Source organism: Sphingopyxis sp. GW247-27LB, from assembly GCF_002277025.1.
Classification (GTDB): Bacteria; Pseudomonadota; Alphaproteobacteria; order Sphingomonadales; family Sphingomonadaceae; genus Sphingopyxis.
This window is the reverse complement of record NZ_NIWD01000009.1, coordinates 135,342-152,692: the sequence shown is the minus strand read 5'-3', so window position 1 is coordinate 152,692 and position 17,351 is coordinate 135,342. Positions and strand designations below refer to the sequence as shown.

The window sequence follows — 17,351 nt, the reverse complement described above, 5'->3', positions numbered from 1 at the left end:
GTTGATGCCAAGATAAGGGTTTGGATCGTTTCTAAAATAGCGTAGATGGAAAATCATCGTTTCCAATTTTAAGTCGATAGGACAAGAAGCCCCTCCCCTTCAGGGGAGGGGTTGGGGTGGGGTCCATCGGCCTTGCGCAAGGCCGATGGACCCCACCCGCTGCGACTAGCGAGCAAGCTCGCAAGTCTCGCTGCCCTCCCCTGAAGGGGAGGGGCTAAGGAGAGAAGAATGTCGCTTCCCGATTATGAAGGCTGGGCCTGTTTCGTCGCCGTCGCCGACGGCGGCAGCTTCACCGCCGCCGCCGCCGCGCTCGGCTTGTCGAAGGCGAGCGTGTCGAAGGCAGTGACACGGCTCGAGGCATCGCTCGGCATCACCTTGCTGCATCGCAGTTCGCGCGTCGTCGCCGTGTCGACCGCCGGCGCGGGACTGCTGGGCGAAGCGCGCGCGATGGTCGCGGCGGCGACCGCGACCGAGGCGGCGCGCGGCGACCGGGTCGACCTTGCCGGGCCGATCCGCCTCGCGGCGCCGATGAGCTTCGGGATCAAGGTGCTCGGCCCGCCGCTCGCCGCCTTCCTCGAGCGGCATCCGGCGGTGGAGATCGAGGTGATGCTGAGCGACGCGCGTCACGACCTCGTCGCCGAGGGGATCGACCTGTCGCTGCGCATCGCGAGCCTCGACGATTCGACGCTGCTCGCGCGCACCATCGCGCCGGTCGCGGCATCGGTGATGGCGAGCCCCGCCTATCTGGAAAAGACCGGCACGCCGCGCCACCCGCTCGACCTCGCGCGCCACCGGCTCCTCGGCTACGGCCACCGCGAACGCGCGATCCCGCTGCGCTTTCACCGCGAGAAGGAGGAGGCGACGGTCGTGCCCGCGGGGCCGCTCTTTGCCAACAATGGCGACATCGCGGTGCCGTGGCTGGTCGCGGGGGGCGGGATCGCAGTGCTGCCCGACTTCATCGCCGAGGAGGCGCTGGTGTCGGGCGCGCTCGTCCGCATCCTCACCGACTGGTCGCTGCCGCAGGCGCATCTGCACCTGCTCTCACCGCCCTCGCGGCTGCGCCCCGCGCGCGTGCGGGCGCTTTCCGACTATCTCGTCGATGCGCTGAAACGGTCCTGCAGCGGGGCGGGGGATCCGCGGCACGGGGCCGAGCGCGCGTGAAAACCCCGTGTCCGACGAAGCCGGATTCCCCGCGACTCGTGGATTTCTGCGGGTTAAACCAAAATTAACCTTTTCCCTTCATTAGTTTCGTGGTTAATGGTCCGGCAGTCCCGCAACAGGGGATCGATCCGCCGCGACATTCATGATGGCCCGGCGATCGGTTCGCGGGGCCATCGTGGGAAACAGTCGAAGGGGTGCCCAATGCGTGTATTGCTGATCGAGGACGAGCCGACGACCGCGAAGGCGATCGACACGATGCTCACCACCGAGGGCTTCAACGTCTACACCACCGACCTGGGCGAAGAGGGCCTGGATCTCGGCAAGCTCTATGATTACGACATCATCCTGCTCGATTTGAACCTGCCCGACATGCACGGCTACGACGTGCTGAAGAAGCTCCGCACCGCGAAGGTGCAGACGCCGGTGCTGATCCTGTCGGGCATTTCCGAAATGGATTCGAAGGTGCGCTCGTTCGGCTTCGGCGCCGACGACTATGTCACCAAGCCCTTCCACCGCGACGAGCTGGTCGCCCGCATCCATGCGGTCGTCCGCCGCTCGAAGGGCCACAGCCAGAGCGTGATCAAGACGGGCAAGCTCGCGGTCAATCTCGACACCAAGACGGTCGAGGTCGACAGCGTGCGCGTGCATCTGACCGGCAAGGAATATCAGATGCTCGAGCTGCTTTCGCTCCGCAAGGGCACGACGCTGACCAAGGAAATGTTCCTGAACCATCTTTATGGCGGAATGGACGAGCCCGAGCTGAAGATCATCGATGTCTTCATCTGCAAGCTCAGGAAGAAGCTGGCGCTCGCCTGCAACGGCGAAAATTATATCGAGACGGTCTGGGGCCGCGGCTATGTGCTGCGCGACATCGACGACGACGGCAACGAAGTCCGCCGCGTCGCCTGACGCTAACGCATATGCACCAAAGAAACCGGCGCGGAGCGATCCGCGCCGGTTTTCTTGTGGTCGGGTCGGAAGTCATCGTTGAATTCCGACGCTCCATTTCCCTTCGACTGGACGGAGATGGCGAGAATTTGAAACGCCCTGGGTCCTGACCCTAGCCCTTGCGGCCGTAATGGCCGGGCAAGGGCTGCGTCTGAAGCAGCCCCGGGCGCCACGCGGAGACTTTCGGCGGCGGCATGATCTGGAAATCGGCGCGGCTGTCGGCCGCCACCAGCTCGTCGCCGTGCGCGGCGCGCAGCCGGCCGGGGAAAATCTCCGCGTCGGTTTCGATGCCGAAGCGGCGGTCGACGACCCAGCGGACGGTGCCCATCATCGGGTCGTGCCCCGGCAGGAACAGCGTCACTCGCTCGCCCAGGTTCAGCCCGTGCGGCGCCTGGCCGCCGATGCCGGTCTGCGACACGTTGCGGATAGTGACGTCGAACTGGCCGAAGCGCGCGCAGGCGAGCGCCGCCTTCACCAGGCGCGACTGGCGCGGCTGGCGCTTTTCGGCTGCCGTGGAGGCGGATTCGGCCTCGGGATAAGACATGCGCGACCCAGTTCCAGCCGCCCGGTCACCCACACCCGGCGGTCATTATGGCCCCATGCGACTCCATAAAGAAGGAAGGTAAATATTCGGTCATCATCCGAGGATGCCGCCTGCGCAAGGAGCCCGCCGGTCGAAGACCGGCGGGCTCCCGCATTCTTCCGTTCGGGTGCTCAGCGCAGGCCCGAAAAATCGAGGTCGTGGATGCGGCCGTAGCGGACGTCGCAGCTGAACTTGCCCTTGTCGTAATAGCCGCCGCGGCCCCAGCGGCCGCCATAGCCGTCGCGGACGACGACGCGGCCCTTGACCTTGTAGCCGTCGCGCTTGCGGTCGATGCTCGTCACCTGGGTGACGTCGGCGCGGCCATAGCGGCTGCCGCTGCGCTCGACCGCGCGCACGCACTGGTTCACCGCGCTGCGGCTGTCGCCATAGCGGCCATAATCATAGCCATAGCCGTAACGCGGGTCGTTGTACCGACCGCGATAGTGATCGTCGTAACGGTCGTAGCGATCATTGTCCGAAGACAGGATCGCGGCGAGGCCGCCGAGCACGACGGCGCCGGCGATGATCTCGCCCGCGCTGATGCCGTCGCGGTCGTAACGGTCGCGCGCCATTGCGGGTGTGGCGCTCAGCAACGCGCCGGCGGCGGCCGCACCAATCGCGGCCTTGGTCAAAGACGTTTTGATCATCTGAGCCATGGTTCGGTCTCCTTCACCGTCAGGCAGCGCGAAATCGCGGCCTGTTGGTGACGGTCTACCAAGGCGGGGGTGACATGGTGCTGAACCTCCCGCTTATCCAAGGTTCAGCCTGGGTTGTCCTACGTTCAGGAAGGCGAGCAGTCTTTACGCTCGGATCAGCCGAAGCTGACGTCGACCACGCGGCCGCCGCGATAGCTGCAGCCAAAGCTGCGCGTCGGGCCATCGGGCGCCGACACCGTGCCGGTGACGTACCAGCCGCCGTCGTTCGGACGCGCTTCGGTGATGCCGTCGACACGCGCGCCGTCGCCGAGTTCGCCCTCGGCCGCCCAGCTGCACGCATCGCTGGCGCGCGCCTCGGCTTCGCCCGAACCATAGGCGCCGTCCTGATAGGGGCGCACCTCCTGCGGCTGGTCATAGGGCTCGTCGCGCGGTTCGTCGCGATAGGGCGGTTCGTACCGGCCGTCGCGGTCGCGCCCGTCCTTGCTCACCGCGCTGGCGATGGCCGCGATCGCGCCGATGACGAACAGGCCGCCGATCACGTCGCCGGCGTCGATCCGGTCGTGATGGCGATAGCCCCAGCCGCCGTGACGGCCGCGCGCCTCGGCGGGGGTCGCGCTGAGTCCGATGGTGGTGAACAGGACCGCCGCGGCGGTCGTCAGGCCGGTCAATCTCCGCATCGCTCGGTGACTCCATGGCGGGCGAGGAACGATCCGGCCCGCAATGCGCCGGGCATAGCCGCCCCATGCTTTCGCGCCGCTGAACCGTGGCGGACGTGCGACGGGCTGCGGATGGCGGGGCGGCCGGGAGTGGCCATAAGATCCTCCCTGCGGCGCAGCCGTGGGGAGGGGGACCATCCGAAGGATGGTGGAGGGGCCGCGAGCACAGCGAGCGCTTCGCGCTCGGCCCCTCCGTCAGCCCTGCGGGCTGCCACCTCCCCATCGCTGCGCGACAGGGAGGATCGTCCGCTCCCCACCCCAAAGCCGACACGCACTTGCAGGCGGTGTCATCCCCAAAAACAAGGAACCCGCCATCCATCGGATGGCGGGCCCATATTCTCCGGTCGGTTCGGCCGCGTCAGCAGACGCAGCGCGGCTTGGGTTTCGGCTTCCATTTCTTCTTGGCGACATGGCGTTTGCGCACCGGCACCGTCTCATAATAGGTGCGGGTCGAGGTCTCGACCGTCTCGGTGACGACCGGGGCGCCGTTGGTGATGATCGTCGTAACCACCACGCCCGGCGTGTACCAGCCATAGCCGTACCCATAGCCATAGCCATAGCCGTGCTGGTAGACGCTGGTGGCTCCAGGGTAATAGCCGCCGGGATAAGGGGCGCCTTGGTAATAGCCGCCCTGATACTGGCTGCGGCTCGCCCACCAGCTTTCGCACCGCTTGCGGTCGGCTTCGCTGCCGATCGCGGCGCCCGCGATCGCGCCCACGCCGCCGCCGATCAGCGTTCCGGCGGTGCGATTGCCGCGGCCGGCGATGCGGTTCCCCGCGACGCCCCCGATCAGCCCGCCGACGACCGCGCCGCCGACGGCGTTGCCTTGGCCGCAGCGGCGTTCCATGTCGGCGTCATGGCGCGGGTCCGGGCCGCCGCGATAGGCTTCGTCATAAGGCGGCGGCGGGGGATAGTCGACGCCGGGGCGCCCCTCGACCGTGCCTTCGTAGCGCCCGTCGTAGCGGCGTCCGTCGGGCGCCTCGTAGGTGCCGTCCCAGGTGCCGGTCCAGCGTCCTTCGGCATCATAGGTGCCGCTGTAGACCGCGTCGGGCGGCGGCGGCGCGGGATAGGTCGTGCCGCGGCGATATTCGACCTCGCTCGGGACGCGGTCGGGATAGCCGGTGTAGACGCGGGTGTCGGATGCCGTCGGCGCGCCATAGTCGAGCGAGGGGCGCGGGTCGTCGCCGAAGGCGGCGCGCTGCGCCAGCGTCGCCGCGCCGTGCGGCGCGGGCATCGGCGCTTCGGCGCTCGACGCGTGGCCCGACAGCAGCAGCGACCCTGCCGCAATTCCCAAGAGCAAGACTGTGCGCATGGCTAACTCCCTGTTTCAGCGGCCGTCGCCCGGTGAGCGACAAGCGGCTGGTTAACAGTTTGTTTAGCAAAAAGCCGGGGAACCCGCGAATCCGTTAACCCTGCATAGCGTCCCATTCTGGGTCATGTTTGGCCCGCGAGGGCCGCGGCGATGCGCGCGACCAGCGCTTCGGCGCCCGCCTGGTCGTCGGGCGTGAAGCGCGAAGGCAGCGGGCTGTCGAGGTCGAGGACGCCGATCAGGCGGTCATCCGCGACGACCGGCACGACGAGTTCGCTGCGGCTCGCGGTATCGCAGGCGATGTGGCCGGGAAAGGCGAGGACGTCGTCGACGCGCTGGCTCGCGCGCAGCCGCGCCGCGGCGCCGCACACGCCCTTGTCGAGCGCGATGCGGATGCACGCGGCCTTGCCCTGAAAGGGGCCGAGGACGAGTTCGGTCCCGTCGAAGCGATAGAAGCCCGCCCAGTTGAGGTCGGGGATCGCCTGCCAGATCAGCGCCGCGACATTCGCCATGTTGGCGATCGCGTCGGGCTCCCCCGCGACCAGCGCCACCGCGGCGTCGGCGGCCTCGGCCCAGCGTTCGGCGGGATCGGTGGCGGTGAAGGCGAGGGCGTAGGACATGGGCGGGGCTTTCGATTGAGCAACGCTGCGTAGATGGGATCGGGATGCGCCGGCGTCAAATCGCCTTTGGTCGTTTGCACGGGGGCGGAGCGAAGCGCGCGAGCCGGGGGTCGTCGCCGCGCCAGCGCAACTCGACGACCGCATAGGTCGCATTGTGATCGGACAGGCGCGGTCCGTGGATGCCGTCGAACAGGCTGGTCACTGCAAGCGGAACCACCTCAACGCGTGACCCGCTCGCGACCCCGATCAGGTCCTGCAGCGCCGCCCATGCGCTGTCATCGGTCATCGCCGCGGATCGCGCGGCCATTGCATTGCCGGGCTGGGGAGCGATCAACCGGAACCCGGGATCGCTCGCGAACCGGCCCGTGCGATCGCCCGCGCGCCGCATGTTGAAATCGCCCGCCGCGATCATCGGCCCGGCCATGCTTTGCGCGAGCAAGGCGTCATTCTCATACGTCTGCACCCGATGCGCGGCCTCGGCACGCGAGGCGGCGACGCCCGAAGGTGTCAGCGAATTGCGGTGCGTGTTGAACAGCCGGAGCGGTTCCGGGACGCCGGGGATGATCAGCGTCGCCACCTCGCCGCCCTTGTTGGCGAGGCAGTCGTAGCCCGCGCAGGCGGCGGTGCTGAACGGTGCGGCTTCGTCGATGAAAAGCGGCAGGTCGGTCGCAATATAAAGCCCGCTGTCGAGCCGTTTGCCGATCGCCTCGCCCTTGAACCACCGCGCGCCGGCGTCGTAACCGGTGGGGCGGGGCGCCGCCGCGGCGGGGTTGCGCCGAACGCCGCGCGACGGGCCGGGAAGGATCCAGTCGTAATCGCCCGCCCGCGCGATCGCCGACGCTGCGGGGGTGAAGGCCTTGTGCAGGAAGAGAATATCGGGCGCCCGCCCCGAAGCGCGGCGCCGTTCCAGCCAGGCCGCGATGCGCCCGAGTTCATATTTGCGTTCGAGCCGCGCCGGAAAGGGCAGGCCTTCGACATTGTAGAGAAGGACGCGGAGCCGCATCGCCCGCCGTCCGTCGGCGAGCGGCGTGATCGGTGGCAGGCGCGCGGGGTCGTAGCAATCGGCGCGCCGCTCGATCCGCGCCGCCTCGCCGTCGGGAAGCAGCGCCCACAGCACGAACGCCGCAAGCGCGAGGATCGCGGCGGTACGCGCCAGCGCCCGCCCTATTCGACGCTCAGCCCGGTCCATTTCGCGGCGAAGGCATATTTGTCGGCGGCCTCGGCGATGATCTTGTCGGTCGGCTTGCCCGACCCGTGACCCGCGCGCGTCTCGATGCGAATGAGGTGCGGCTTGTCGCCCGCGTCGGCGTGCTGGAGCGCGGCGGTATATTTGAAGCTGTGCCCCGGCACCACGCGGTCGTCGGTATCGGCGGTGGTCACCAGCACCGCGGGATACGCCACGCCGTCCTTGATGTTGTGATAGGGCGAATAGGTCAGCAGGTTACGGAAATCCGCCTCCTTCGACGGATAGCCATAATCGTCGACCCAATAGCGCCCGGCGGTGAAACGGTCGAAGCGCAGCATGTCCATCACCCCGACCGCGGGCAGCGCGGCGGCGAACAGGTCGGGGCGCTGGTTGGTCACCGCGCCGACGAGCAGTCCGCCGTTCGACCCGCCCTCGATCGCGAGTTGGCCCTTGCCGGTGATGCCTTCGCCGATCAGAAATTCGCCCGCAGCGATGAAATCGTCGAAGACGTTCTGCTTCTTGTCGAGCCGCCCGGCATCGTGCCACGCCTTGCCATATTCGCCGCCGCCGCGCAGGTTCGCGATCGCGAGCACGCCGCCCTTGTCGACCCAGGCGAGCTTGGTCGGCGAGAAGGCGGGGGTCATCGAGATGTTGAAGCCGCCATAGCCGTAAAGCAGCGTCGGCGAACCCTTGCTGCGGTCGATCCCCTTCTTCATCACCAGGAACATCGGCACCTCGGTGCCGTCCTTCGATTTATAGAAGCGCTGCTCGACCGAGAATTGCTTGGGGTCGAAGGTCAGCTTGGGCTCGGCGAAGACGCTGCTCGCCCCGGTCACCGTGTCGAGCCGATAGATGGTCGTCGGCCGCGCGTAGCTCGAAAAGGCGTAGAAGGTCTCGGGGTCGCCCGGCTTGCCGCCGAAGCCCGAGGCCGAGCCGATGTCGGCGAGGTTGATCTCGGCGACCGGCTGGCCGCCCAAGGTCACCATCCGCGCCTCCGACTTCGCATCGCCGAGATAGGAGAGGATGATGCGGTTGCCGACCTGCGAGGCGCCGACCAGCGTCGCCTCATTCTCCGTGACCAGCGGCGTCAGCGCCGTGGGCTTCCTGATGTCCATCGCGACGAGCCGCTGGCGCGGCGCGTCCTTGTTGGTCAGGAAGATGAAGAGCGGGCCCTCGTTGCCGACATATTCCCAGTTGTTCGCATAATCGCCCACGAGCACGCGCGGTTTCGCGCCTTTCTTGCCAAGCGTGTAGAGCGTCAGCCCATAGCGTTCGTCGGTACCCTCGGACGAGGTCACGAGCAGATATTGGCCGTCGTCGGTGACCTCGGCGCTATGGTTGAGCGCGGGCTTGTCGGGCGAGGCGTGGATCAGCACGTCCTCCGACTGCGGGGTGCCGAGCCTGTGGAAATAAACCGCGTGATTCTCGTTGAGCGACTGAAAGGCCTCGCCCGCCTCGGGCGCGGGAAAGCGCGAATAATAAAAGCCGCTGCCGTCCTTCGCCCAGTCGAGCGCCGAAAATTTCACCCAGCGCACTTCATCGGGCAGGTCCTTGCCGCTCGCGACGTCCATCACGCGGACGATGCGCCAGTCGGTGCCGCCGTCCTGCACCGAATAGAGAAGATGCGTGCCATCCTTCGACGGCGTCCATTCAGCGAGCGCGGTCGCGCCGTCCTTGGCCCAGGCGTTGGGGTCGATCAGCACCCGGCCTTCGCCCGCCAGCCCTTCGCGGACATAAAGGACCGACTGCGGCTGCAGCCCGTCGTTGCGCGTGTAGAAATAGCGGCTGCCCGCCTTTTCGGGCAGGCCGAAACGCTCGTAATTATAGAGCTCGGTCATCCGCTTGGCGAAGACGTCGCGGCCCGGCAGCGTGTCCAGATAGGCGTCGGTGACTTCATTCTCGGCCGCGACCCACGCCGCGACCTTCGGATTGACGCGGACATCGTCCTCGAGCCAGCGATAGGGGTCGGCGACGTCGACGCCGAACTGCGTGTCGACCGTGTCGCCGCGCACCGTGTCGGGATAGGTCAGCGCGGGTGCGGGGGCCGCCGCCGTCGCGGTTTCCGCGGCGTTCGCCGTCGCAGGGGCCGTCATCAGCAGGGCCAGCGCCAGCGGGGCGCGAAAGGAAGGTCGGGACATGGCAAGGCGATCCTCATCGTCGGGTAATAATCGTGCGCGGCACTGTACGCATCGGCAAGGGCTGGGCAAGGAGATTTGCAGTCATTCCGAGCGCGTGTCGATTTCGAGCGTCGCGAAGTCGGCGGCGAAATCGGCGAGGCCAAGGATACCGCTGCACGCGCGCGCGCCGGGCGCCGGCGGGCGGCCATCGCGAAAGCGGCGCAGCATCGCGAGCGCGGCGAGCGTCGGCACATAGGGGCCGCGGTTGCCCTCGGCGATCAGCGTCCAGCGCGCGCGGCGCGGGTCGCCCGCGGCATCGCCCCCCTCGACGATCACGTCCATCGCCCCGATATCGCCGCCGAACGGCAGCAGCAGCGTCGCCATCGCCCGGAGCGGCCGCGCCGCGGGGCGAAGGCTGCGAAGCCAGCCCCGGCGAACGGGCAGCGCGAGCAGCGCGAGCCCGAGATGGAGCAGGCCGAGTTCGAGCCCCGCGAAGAACTCCGCGCTGTCGCGCGGACGATAGCGCTCGACGAGCAGATCCTGTTCGGGCGTGTCGCAGACGCTCGCCCAGCGGCGACCGACGCCCGGCACCGGCCAGCGATGCGTCATGCCCCAGCCGGGTACCTCGTCCCAGCCGCCGCCGCACCAGACGCGCACCGGCCGGCCGGCATAGGAGAGGATCGCCTGCACCACCGCGAGCCCGCGGGGCGCGCGATTTCCCGGAAAGATGCCGATGCGGATCGTCTCCACCCGCCGCCAGTCCGCGACGAGCGTGTCGAGCACGGCGTGCGACAGCGCGGGGATCGAACTGGCGCCGGCGATGACGCTGATCCCGGCCGCTTTCGCAGCGGCATCGTGCACGCCGATGCCCGCGACGAAATCCCGCCCGTCGGCGAGGTCGATATAATGCACTCCTGCGGCGATCGCGGCCTCGATCACGGTTGGCGCGGACGCCTGGAAGGGACCCGCGGCGTCAACCACGACGTCGAATCCCGCAAGGTCGGCGGCGCCGATCCGCTCGCGGTCGAGAATCCGCACCGGCAATCCGCCGAGCCGCGCCGCGAGCGCGTCGAGCCGCGTCCGGTCGCGCGCGGCGAGAGTCGGCAATAATCCGGGCTCACGCGCCGCCCTTTCGGCAAGCCGGCTGCCGAACACCCCGGTCGCGCCGATCAGCAAAGCGCGCGTCTCAGCCATCGCGGAACAGCGCATGCTGGTTCACGAGCTCGCCGAGCAGCGGATGCGTGACCTTGAGGTCGAAGGCGAAGCGTCCGCTGCCCAGATGCTGGTGCGTGACCAGGGTTGCGCCAGGCGCGAGCCAGTGCGGCAGGCGCAGGCGGATGCGCCCCGCCTGCCAGAAATAGTGGTCGGAGGCGAAGATCAGCGCATCGGCCTCGGCGCACACCATCAGCGCCATGCCGAAGCCGCCGCCGATATGCTCCTCGAGCCCCGTCGTTCCCGCGAAGCGCTTGGCGCTATGGATCACCTGCGGATAGCCGCGCGGCCGGCCATAGAGGCGCGTCCAGCACTGGCCGCCGCTCGCCCGGTCCTCGCTGACCGCGACCGCGGCGGGGGCCGGGCCGCTGGCGTTCGTCGGCAGCGGCGCGCCGATCAGGCGGCAAAGCTGCGCGAGCAGCCAACCGGCGCGGGAGAGCCGCGTCCAGACGATCTGGCCGCTATAGGTCGCGACGCGCTGATCGGAGAGGCGCTTGGAGAAGCGGCGGCGCACGTCGTCGGGAAGCGCGTCCCACGCGGCGTGCGGGACCAGGCGGCGAAAGCGATAGTCGTAGAGGATGTCGTCGTCGGGCCTGGGAACAGAGGTGGCGTCCGGCGCCAAGGCTCTTTCGGTGACCAGTTCGCCCATGACCCGTCTCCTACCGCGCGTCCTTGCCTTTGCCCGGACGCCAGTTGATCAGCTTCGTCACCCCGGCGCCCAGCTTGATCAGTCGCATCAGCGCGGGCTTGGGGACGGCGAGCATCTCGTCATGCCAGCGGCTCATCACCGTCACGAAATCGAGCATCTCGGACAGTCGCCCCTTCGCGCCCGCGCTCAGCCCGGGATCGTCGGCGGCGCGCGCGACGCAGGCCTTGAGCGCGGCTTCGGCGGGGTCGATCTCTCGCGCCTTGCGCCCCGCGGCGATGCGCGTGACCATTTCCCATATGTCGGTCTCGGCCGCGAAATGGTCGCGCCGGTCGCCGAGCATCGGCACCCGCTCGATCAGCCGCCAGCCGAGCAGTTCCTTGATCGAATTGGACACGTTCGAGCGCGCGAGACCGAGCGCATCCGCAATTTCCTCGGCGTGCAGCGGCCGGTCGCTGACGAACAGCAAGGCATGAATCTGCGCGACCGACCGATTGACTCCCCACTGGCCGCCAAGATTGCCCCAGTGAAGGATGAACTCGGTCGCGGCCGGCGACAGTTTCGACTCATGTTCGATAATTTCTGTCATAACAGAAATATCTGATGGAAGAGGTGTAAAGTCAAGCGGAATGAGGCGGCGCCGGCGACCCGAAGGCGGGCCCGAAGCCGTGCTGGCCGTGGCCATGAAAAAGGGCGGCCGTCCTTGCGGACGCCGCCCTTGATCCTGTCTTCGGAGTCGCGGCTTACGCGTCTTCGAATTCGTCCTCGGCGTTCACCGGGCCCGAATCCTGGCCCTTGGCATCGACGTCGCGGTCGACGAACTCGATGATCGCGATCGGCGCCGCGTCCGAGGCGCGGATGCCGGCCTTGATGATGCGGGTATAGCCGCCGTTGCGGTCCTTGTAGCGCTCGGCGAGCACGTCGAACAGCTTGACGAGCTGGGTGTCGTCCATCAGCCGGCTCTTGGCGAGGCGGCGGTTGGCGAGGCCGCCGCGCTTGGCGAGCGTGACCAGCTTTTCGATATAGGGGCGCAGTTCCTTCGCCTTGGCGACGGTCGTCGTGATCTGCTCATGCTTGATGAGCGAGGCCGACATGTTGCGGAACAGGGCCGTGCGGTGCGCGCTCGTGCGCTGCAGCTTCCGGCCACCCGATTTATGACGCATGATTTTGTCCTTCGTTCGTTAAGGGCCCGTGCGAGGTAGCCCAGACCAGGTCGATTTGCGGGCCGACCCATTCCCGTTGTGGCCCCGGCCGAAGCCGGGGCGCAAAGTCAGCCGAGAAGTTCCTGTTCGAGCTTCTTGGCCATTTCCTCGATGTTCTCGGGCGGCCAGCCGGGGATGTCCATGCCGAGGCGCAGGCCCATCGACGACAGCACTTCCTTGATTTCGTTCAAGGATTTGCGGCCGAAGTTCGGGGTGCGGAGCATTTCGGCCTCGGTCTTCTGCACCAGGTCGCCGATGTAGATGATGTTGTCGTTCTTGAGGCAGTTCGCGCTGCGAACCGACAGTTCGAGCTCGTCGACCTTCTTGAGAAGGAAGCGGTTGAGCTGGTTGACGTCCGATTCGTCGCTGGCCGCCGAAGGGGCCGCCATGCCGATCAGGCCGCTGTCGTTCATCGCCTCTTCGAAGTGGACGAAGACCTGGAGCTGGTCCTGGAGGATGCGCGCGGCATAGGCGACGGCGTCCTCAGGCGTGACCGTGCCGTCGGTCTCGACGGTCAGGTTCAGCTTGTCATAGTCCAGCTCCTGGCCGATGCGGGCGTTGTCGACCTTGTAGGCGACCTGGCGCACGGGCGAATAGAGCGAGTCGACGGGGATCAGGCCGATCGGCGCGTCGGCCGGACGGTTGGCGGTCGCGGGGACGTAACCCTTGCCGGTGTCGGCGACGAGTTCCATGTTCAGCGTCGCGCCGTCGTCGAGATGGCAGATGACATGGTTCGGGTTCATCACCTTGATGTCGCCCGACACCATGATGTCGCCCGCCTTGACGGTCGCGGGGCCGGTCGCCGAAAGCTGGAGCCGCTTCGGGCCTTCGCCTTCCATCTTGAGCGCGATCTGCTTCACGTTGAGGACGATGTCGGTGACGTCCTCGCGCACGCCGGCGAGGCTCGAGAATTCGTGGAGGACATTCTCGATCTTGATCGACGTGATCGCAGCACCCTGGAGCGACGAGAGCAGCACGCGGCGCAGCGCGTTGCCGAGCGTCAGGCCGAAACCGCGCTCAAGCGGCTCGGCGACGAAGGTCGCCTTGCGCTTGCCGTCGCCGCCGGCCTTGATTTCCAGGTTGCTGGGCTTCTTCAATTCCTGCCAGTTCCGGATATTGACAGTCATGGACTTCCCTTTGCTTTGGGCGGGACGGGCGGGGGTCGGCCACCTGTCCAGCGAGAGATTGGTGCGGGCGGCGCCCCGGCGGTGGGGCGCGCCCGAAAAGACGTCAGACGCGGCGGCGCTTGGCCGGGCGGACGCCATTGTGCGGGATCGGCGTCACGTCGCGGATCGACGTGATGTGGAAACCGACCGCCTGCAGGGCGCGCAGCGCCGATTCACGGCCGGCGCCGGGGCCCTTGACCTCGACCTCGAGCGTGCGGACGCCGTGTTCGGCGGCCTTCTTGCCCGCGTCTTCGGCGCAGACCTGCGCCGCATAGGGGGTCGATTTGCGGCTGCCCTTGAAGCCCATCATGCCGGCGCTCGACCAGGCAATCGCATTGCCCTGCGCGTCGGTGATGGTGATCATCGTGTTGTTGAAGGTCGCGTTGACGTGGGCGACGCCCGACGAGATGTTCTTGCGTTCGCGCCGACGAAGGCGCTGCGGTTCACGAGCCATGATGAAATCCTAACCTGTATCCTGAATGGCCGGTGGCGGACGGATCGCCGCTCTCCGGCAGGGAAAGAAATAAGGAAGCGCGCCCGGTGGACGCGCTCGACCTTATTTCTTCTTGCCGGCGATCGGCTTCGCCTTGCCCTTGCGGGTGCGCGCGTTGGTGTGCGTGCGCTGGCCGCGGACGGGAAGGCCCTTGCGATGACGCAGGCCGCGATAGCAGGCGAGGTCCATCAGGCGCTTGATGTTCATCGCCGTGTTGCGGCGAAGGTCACCCTCGACCGTGTGGTCGGCGTCGATCGCTTCGCGGATCTGGAGGACTTCGGCGTCCGACAGGTCCTGGATGCGGCGGCTGTGGTCGATCCCCAGCTTGTCGGCGATGTCGACGGCGGTCTTGCGACCGATGCCGTGGATGTAGGTGAGCGCGATGATCACGCGCTTGTTGGTGGGCAGGTTGACGCCCGCAATACGTGCCATGGTGATTCTTTCTCCTGCTCCACAGGGCGCGCTGGCAAACGACCCTATCTCAAAGCGTCTGATTTCCAACGCAAAAAACGGACCACGAATGCGCGGCTGCGCTTCGCCGTCCGGTCAGGCTGTTGGAATGGATGGGCAACTAGGGTGAGTCGCGCCGAAAGTCAAGCGAGCCGCCCCGGAATCGCGGCGAACCGAGCGGGTTCAACCAGCCGACGTCAGCGCGACCGCGCGGTCGTGCAAGCGGTCGACGACGGCGCGGTGGATGCCGGGGGCGCAGGCGATGACGCCGAAGGCCTGCGCGCGCGGGGTGTTGAAGACGAGCGGGGCGCCGAAGGCGTCGGTGACGGTTGCCCCCGCCTCGGTCGCGATCAGCGCCGCGGCGGCGACGTCCCACTCGAATCCCCAGCGCAGCGTCGCGACGAGGTCGGCGCGGTCGTCGGCGACGAGCGCCATGCGCAGCGCGATGCTGTTCGGCTTGGTCACCATGACGAGGTCGCGGTCGATCTTCGGCAGGCTGTCGGCGGGCACGCGCGCGCCGTCGAAGCTGGTGCGGCTACTGGCGCGCAAGGCCTCGCCGTTGAGCTGGGCGCCCTGGCCGCGCTGCGCGACCCACAGCTCGTCGAGCGCGGGGGCATAGAGCACGCCGAGCTCGGGCGCGCCGTCGACGACGAGCGCGACCGACACCGCCCAGCCGGGACGGCCGCGGATGAAATCGCGCGTGCCGTCGATCGGGTCGACGCACCACATCGCGCGCCGCGACAGCCGCGCGTCATTGTCGGCGGTCTCCTCCGACAGCCATCCGGCTTCGGGCACCATCGCGCCGAGCACCGCCTTCAGGCGCGCGTCGACCGCGAGGTCGACGTCGCTGACCGGATTGTCGTGCGACTTGTGCCAGACGTCGATCGCCTGGCCCTCGCCGCGCCAGCGCGCCATTGCCATATCGCCGACCTCACGCGTCGCGGCGATCACCGCTTCGAGATTGCGGCCCGGCATCCGCGTCCCCGCCTAGCTGCTGGCGACGGTCATGCCGTCGATGCGCAGGGTCGGGACGTTGGTGGCGTGACGAAATTCCAGATCGTCGGCGGGAATGAGCGCCGCGAACATGTCGATCAGATTGCCCGCGATGGTGAATTCGGCGATCGGCCCGGCCATCGCGCCATCGCGGATGACGAAGCCCGACGCGCCGCGGCTGTAGTCGCCGGTCACCGGATTGACGCCCTGGCCGATCAGTTCGGTGATGTAAACGCCTTCGGCGACGTCGGCCATCAGCGCCTCGGGCGTGACCGTCCCGGCGGCGAGGTGGAGATTGCTCGCGCTCACTCCCGATGCGCCGCCGCCGCGGCTTGCATGGCCTGTCGGTTCGAGGCCGAGCTGGCGGGCCGAGGCGGTGTCGAGCAGCCAGCCTGTTATTCTGCCGCTCGCGACGATGTCGCGCGCCGCGGTGGGCAGGCCTTCGCCGTCGAAGGCGCGGCTGCGAAGCCCGCGCGGCCGGTGCGGGTCGTCGCGAATGACGATGCCGCTGTCGAAAAGCTGCCGGTCCTCCTTGCCGAGCAGGAAACTCGTCCCGCGTGCCACGGCGGGGCCGGCGATGGCGCCGAGCAGATGGCCGACGATGCTGCCGCCGACGCGCGGATCGATAATGACCGGAACCTTGCCGACCGGCGCCCTGCCGGGGGTCAGCCGCGCCACGGCGCGGGTGCCCGCGCGCGCGCCGATGTCCCCGGCGCTTTCGAGGTCGGACAGATGATGGGCGCTGTGCCAGCCGTAATCGCGCTGCATCGCCGCGCCTTCGCCGGCGATCACGCTCGCCGACAGGCTGTGCCCGCTCGCGCCATAGCCGCCCGCGAAGCCGTGGCTCGTCGCGAGCGCGAAGCGGGTGCGGCTGTGGCTCGCGCTGCCGCCCTCGCTGTTGGTGACGCCCACGACGGCGCGCGCGGCTTCCTCGACGGCGAGCGCGGCGGCACGGAGTGCTTCGGGGTCCGCCTCGCTGGCATCGTCGAGGTCGAGGTCGGGGACCGTCCCCTTGAACAGCAGCGTTTCGGGCGCGAGCCCAGCATAGGGATCCTCGGGCGCCTCGCGCGCCATGGCGACGCAGCGCTCGACCAGCCCCGCAAGCTCGCCCGGGTCCATGTCGGCGGTCGACACGCTCGCGCTGCGCTGGCCGACGAAGACGCGCAAGCTGATGTCCTGGCCTTCGGAGCGCTCGACGTCCTCGAGCGCGCCAAGGCGCATCGACACGGAGGTCGCGGCATTGCAGTAGTACAGCGCGTCGGCGGCGTCGGCGCCCGCGCGGGTTGCGGCGTCGCACAGCATTTGCGCACGGTCGAGGGCTTCGGCAACGGTCAGCATGACCGCGCCCTAGACGGCGTGCGGCGGGTCGTCAAAATTTAAGTCGGAATCAGCCCGCGACGGCAGCGATCGCCTGCGTCGCGGCCATCGCGCCGCTGACCCAGAGGAAGGGCAGGGCGAGAGCGGCGACCCACAGGCGGCGGACGTCGCGGCGGAACCGCGCGTGCAGACCCCAGCTTGCGAGCGCCTGGCGGCTGAGGTGATACCAGCGCCGTTCGGTGATCCGCGCGGTGGGTACCGCGAGCGCGAGCAACATGACCAGCGCGACGATGGTGAAGGCCGAGGGCGCGCCGGCGGCGATCGCGCTCGACACCAGCCAGATCTGCAGCGCCGCGAAGGCGAGCAGCGCCGCGGCCACATGGACGGTCATTCGGCGCCCCAGGCTTCGCGCCGGAGGCACGCTGGGAATCGAGCGCCCCAGCAGGCGCGGTCCGAACGTCGATGCCATTTTTTCAGCCTCCCCGGCTGGCGATTCCCAGAAGGAACCAGGTTTTCAGCCGTTTATCCCCGAGTCAAGCCACGATGGCGCCGATTCGTTAATTTTCCGCGTCAATT

The 17,351-nt window shown here is 68.1% G+C and carries 19 protein-coding genes; 2 read left to right on the top strand and 17 right to left on the bottom strand.

All coding sequences use genetic code 11. The features are described 5' to 3' along the window. Positions 1 to 228 precede the first annotated feature (228 nt). Together CD928_RS13100 and ctrA are read left to right on the top strand one after the other, a co-directional pair. The gene (locus CD928_RS13100; RefSeq protein WP_095387559.1) at positions 229 to 1,161 is read left to right on the top strand and encodes a LysR family transcriptional regulator; all 933 of its coding nucleotides are present in this window, start codon (positions 229 to 231) and stop codon (positions 1,159 to 1,161) included. Positions 1,162 to 1,362: 201 nt separating this feature from the next. Then, a complete protein-coding gene (gene ctrA / locus CD928_RS13095) occupies positions 1,363 to 2,070 on the top strand; it encodes a response regulator transcription factor CtrA (protein WP_095387558.1) in 708 nt (235 codons plus the stop codon). Positions 2,071 to 2,221: 151 nt separating this feature from the next. Here the strand turns inward: ctrA and CD928_RS13090 are convergent, their stop codons facing one another. The 17 genes from CD928_RS13090 to CD928_RS13010 form a co-directional block, all read right to left on the bottom strand. After that, the gene (locus CD928_RS13090) at positions 2,222 to 2,653 is read right to left on the bottom strand and encodes a PilZ domain-containing protein (protein WP_095387557.1); all 432 of its coding nucleotides are present in this window, start codon (positions 2,651 to 2,653) and stop codon (positions 2,222 to 2,224) included. Positions 2,654 to 2,823: 170 nt separating this feature from the next. Continuing rightward, on the bottom strand, positions 2,824 to 3,348 hold the full coding sequence (locus CD928_RS13085) for a hypothetical protein (protein ID WP_255247160.1): 525 nt from the start codon (positions 3,346 to 3,348) through the stop codon (positions 2,824 to 2,826). 155 nt (positions 3,349 to 3,503) lie between these two features. Then, positions 3,504 to 4,025, bottom strand: a complete 522-nt coding sequence (locus CD928_RS13080) for a hypothetical protein (RefSeq protein WP_141237153.1) — start codon at positions 4,023 to 4,025, stop codon at positions 3,504 to 3,506. Positions 4,026 to 4,422: 397 nt separating this feature from the next. After that, the gene (locus tag CD928_RS13075; protein ID WP_095387555.1) at positions 4,423 to 5,376 is read right to left on the bottom strand and encodes a glycine zipper 2TM domain-containing protein; all 954 of its coding nucleotides are present in this window, start codon (positions 5,374 to 5,376) and stop codon (positions 4,423 to 4,425) included. 122 nt (positions 5,377 to 5,498) lie between these two features. After that, positions 5,499 to 5,993, bottom strand: coding sequence for a GAF domain-containing protein (locus CD928_RS13070; protein WP_095387554.1), 495 nt, complete (start codon positions 5,991 to 5,993; stop codon positions 5,499 to 5,501). Positions 5,994 to 6,048: 55 nt separating this feature from the next. Then, positions 6,049 to 7,182 (bottom strand): hypothetical protein, encoded by a 1,134-nt coding sequence (locus tag CD928_RS13065; protein WP_095387553.1) that lies wholly within the window; start codon positions 7,180 to 7,182, stop codon positions 6,049 to 6,051. After that, on the bottom strand, positions 7,158 to 9,317 hold the full coding sequence (locus CD928_RS13060) for a prolyl oligopeptidase family protein (RefSeq protein WP_176473578.1): 2,160 nt from the start codon (positions 9,315 to 9,317) through the stop codon (positions 7,158 to 7,160). Before CD928_RS13060 ends, CD928_RS13065 begins: the two co-directional genes overlap by 25 nt. 81 nt (positions 9,318 to 9,398) lie before the next feature. Next, the gene (locus tag CD928_RS13055) at positions 9,399 to 10,490 is read right to left on the bottom strand and encodes a saccharopine dehydrogenase family protein (protein ID WP_176473577.1); all 1,092 of its coding nucleotides are present in this window, start codon (positions 10,488 to 10,490) and stop codon (positions 9,399 to 9,401) included. Continuing rightward, positions 10,483 to 11,157 (bottom strand): DUF4166 domain-containing protein, encoded by a 675-nt coding sequence (locus CD928_RS13050; RefSeq protein WP_095387551.1) that lies wholly within the window; start codon positions 11,155 to 11,157, stop codon positions 10,483 to 10,485. Before CD928_RS13050 ends, CD928_RS13055 begins: the two co-directional genes overlap by 8 nt. A 10-nt stretch (positions 11,158 to 11,167) precedes the next feature. Continuing rightward, positions 11,168 to 11,743 (bottom strand): GbsR/MarR family transcriptional regulator, encoded by a 576-nt coding sequence (locus tag CD928_RS13045; RefSeq protein WP_095387550.1) that lies wholly within the window; start codon positions 11,741 to 11,743, stop codon positions 11,168 to 11,170. Positions 11,744 to 11,897: 154 nt separating this feature from the next. Then, positions 11,898 to 12,317: a 50S ribosomal protein L17 gene (rplQ, locus tag CD928_RS13040; protein ID WP_095387549.1), complete on the bottom strand. Its 420-nt coding sequence runs from the start codon at positions 12,315 to 12,317 to the stop codon at positions 11,898 to 11,900. Between the two features lie 107 nt (positions 12,318 to 12,424). Then, positions 12,425 to 13,483, bottom strand: a complete 1,059-nt coding sequence (locus CD928_RS13035) for a DNA-directed RNA polymerase subunit alpha (protein WP_095387548.1) — start codon at positions 13,481 to 13,483, stop codon at positions 12,425 to 12,427. A 103-nt stretch (positions 13,484 to 13,586) separates the two neighbouring features. Further along, entirely contained in the window at positions 13,587 to 13,976 is a 390-nt protein-coding gene (rpsK, locus tag CD928_RS13030; RefSeq protein ID WP_003040416.1) for a 30S ribosomal protein S11, read from the bottom strand. Between the two features lie 102 nt (positions 13,977 to 14,078). Then, on the bottom strand, positions 14,079 to 14,447 hold the full coding sequence (gene rpsM / locus CD928_RS13025) for a 30S ribosomal protein S13 (RefSeq protein ID WP_053554920.1): 369 nt from the start codon (positions 14,445 to 14,447) through the stop codon (positions 14,079 to 14,081). A gap of 201 nt (positions 14,448 to 14,648) precedes the next feature. Further along, on the bottom strand, positions 14,649 to 15,440 hold the full coding sequence (locus CD928_RS13020) for a 3'(2'),5'-bisphosphate nucleotidase CysQ (protein ID WP_095387547.1): 792 nt from the start codon (positions 15,438 to 15,440) through the stop codon (positions 14,649 to 14,651). Positions 15,441 to 15,452: 12 nt separating this feature from the next. Then, positions 15,453 to 16,796 carry a TldD/PmbA family protein gene (locus tag CD928_RS13015; RefSeq protein ID WP_095387546.1) on the bottom strand — a complete coding sequence of 448 codons (1,344 nt, stop codon included), beginning with the start codon at positions 16,794 to 16,796 and terminating at the stop codon, positions 15,453 to 15,455. A 49-nt stretch (positions 16,797 to 16,845) separates the two neighbouring features. Beyond that, entirely contained in the window at positions 16,846 to 17,166 is a 321-nt protein-coding gene (locus CD928_RS13010) for a hypothetical protein (RefSeq protein ID WP_255247159.1), read from the bottom strand. Between the last annotated feature and the right edge of the window lie 185 nt (positions 17,167 to 17,351).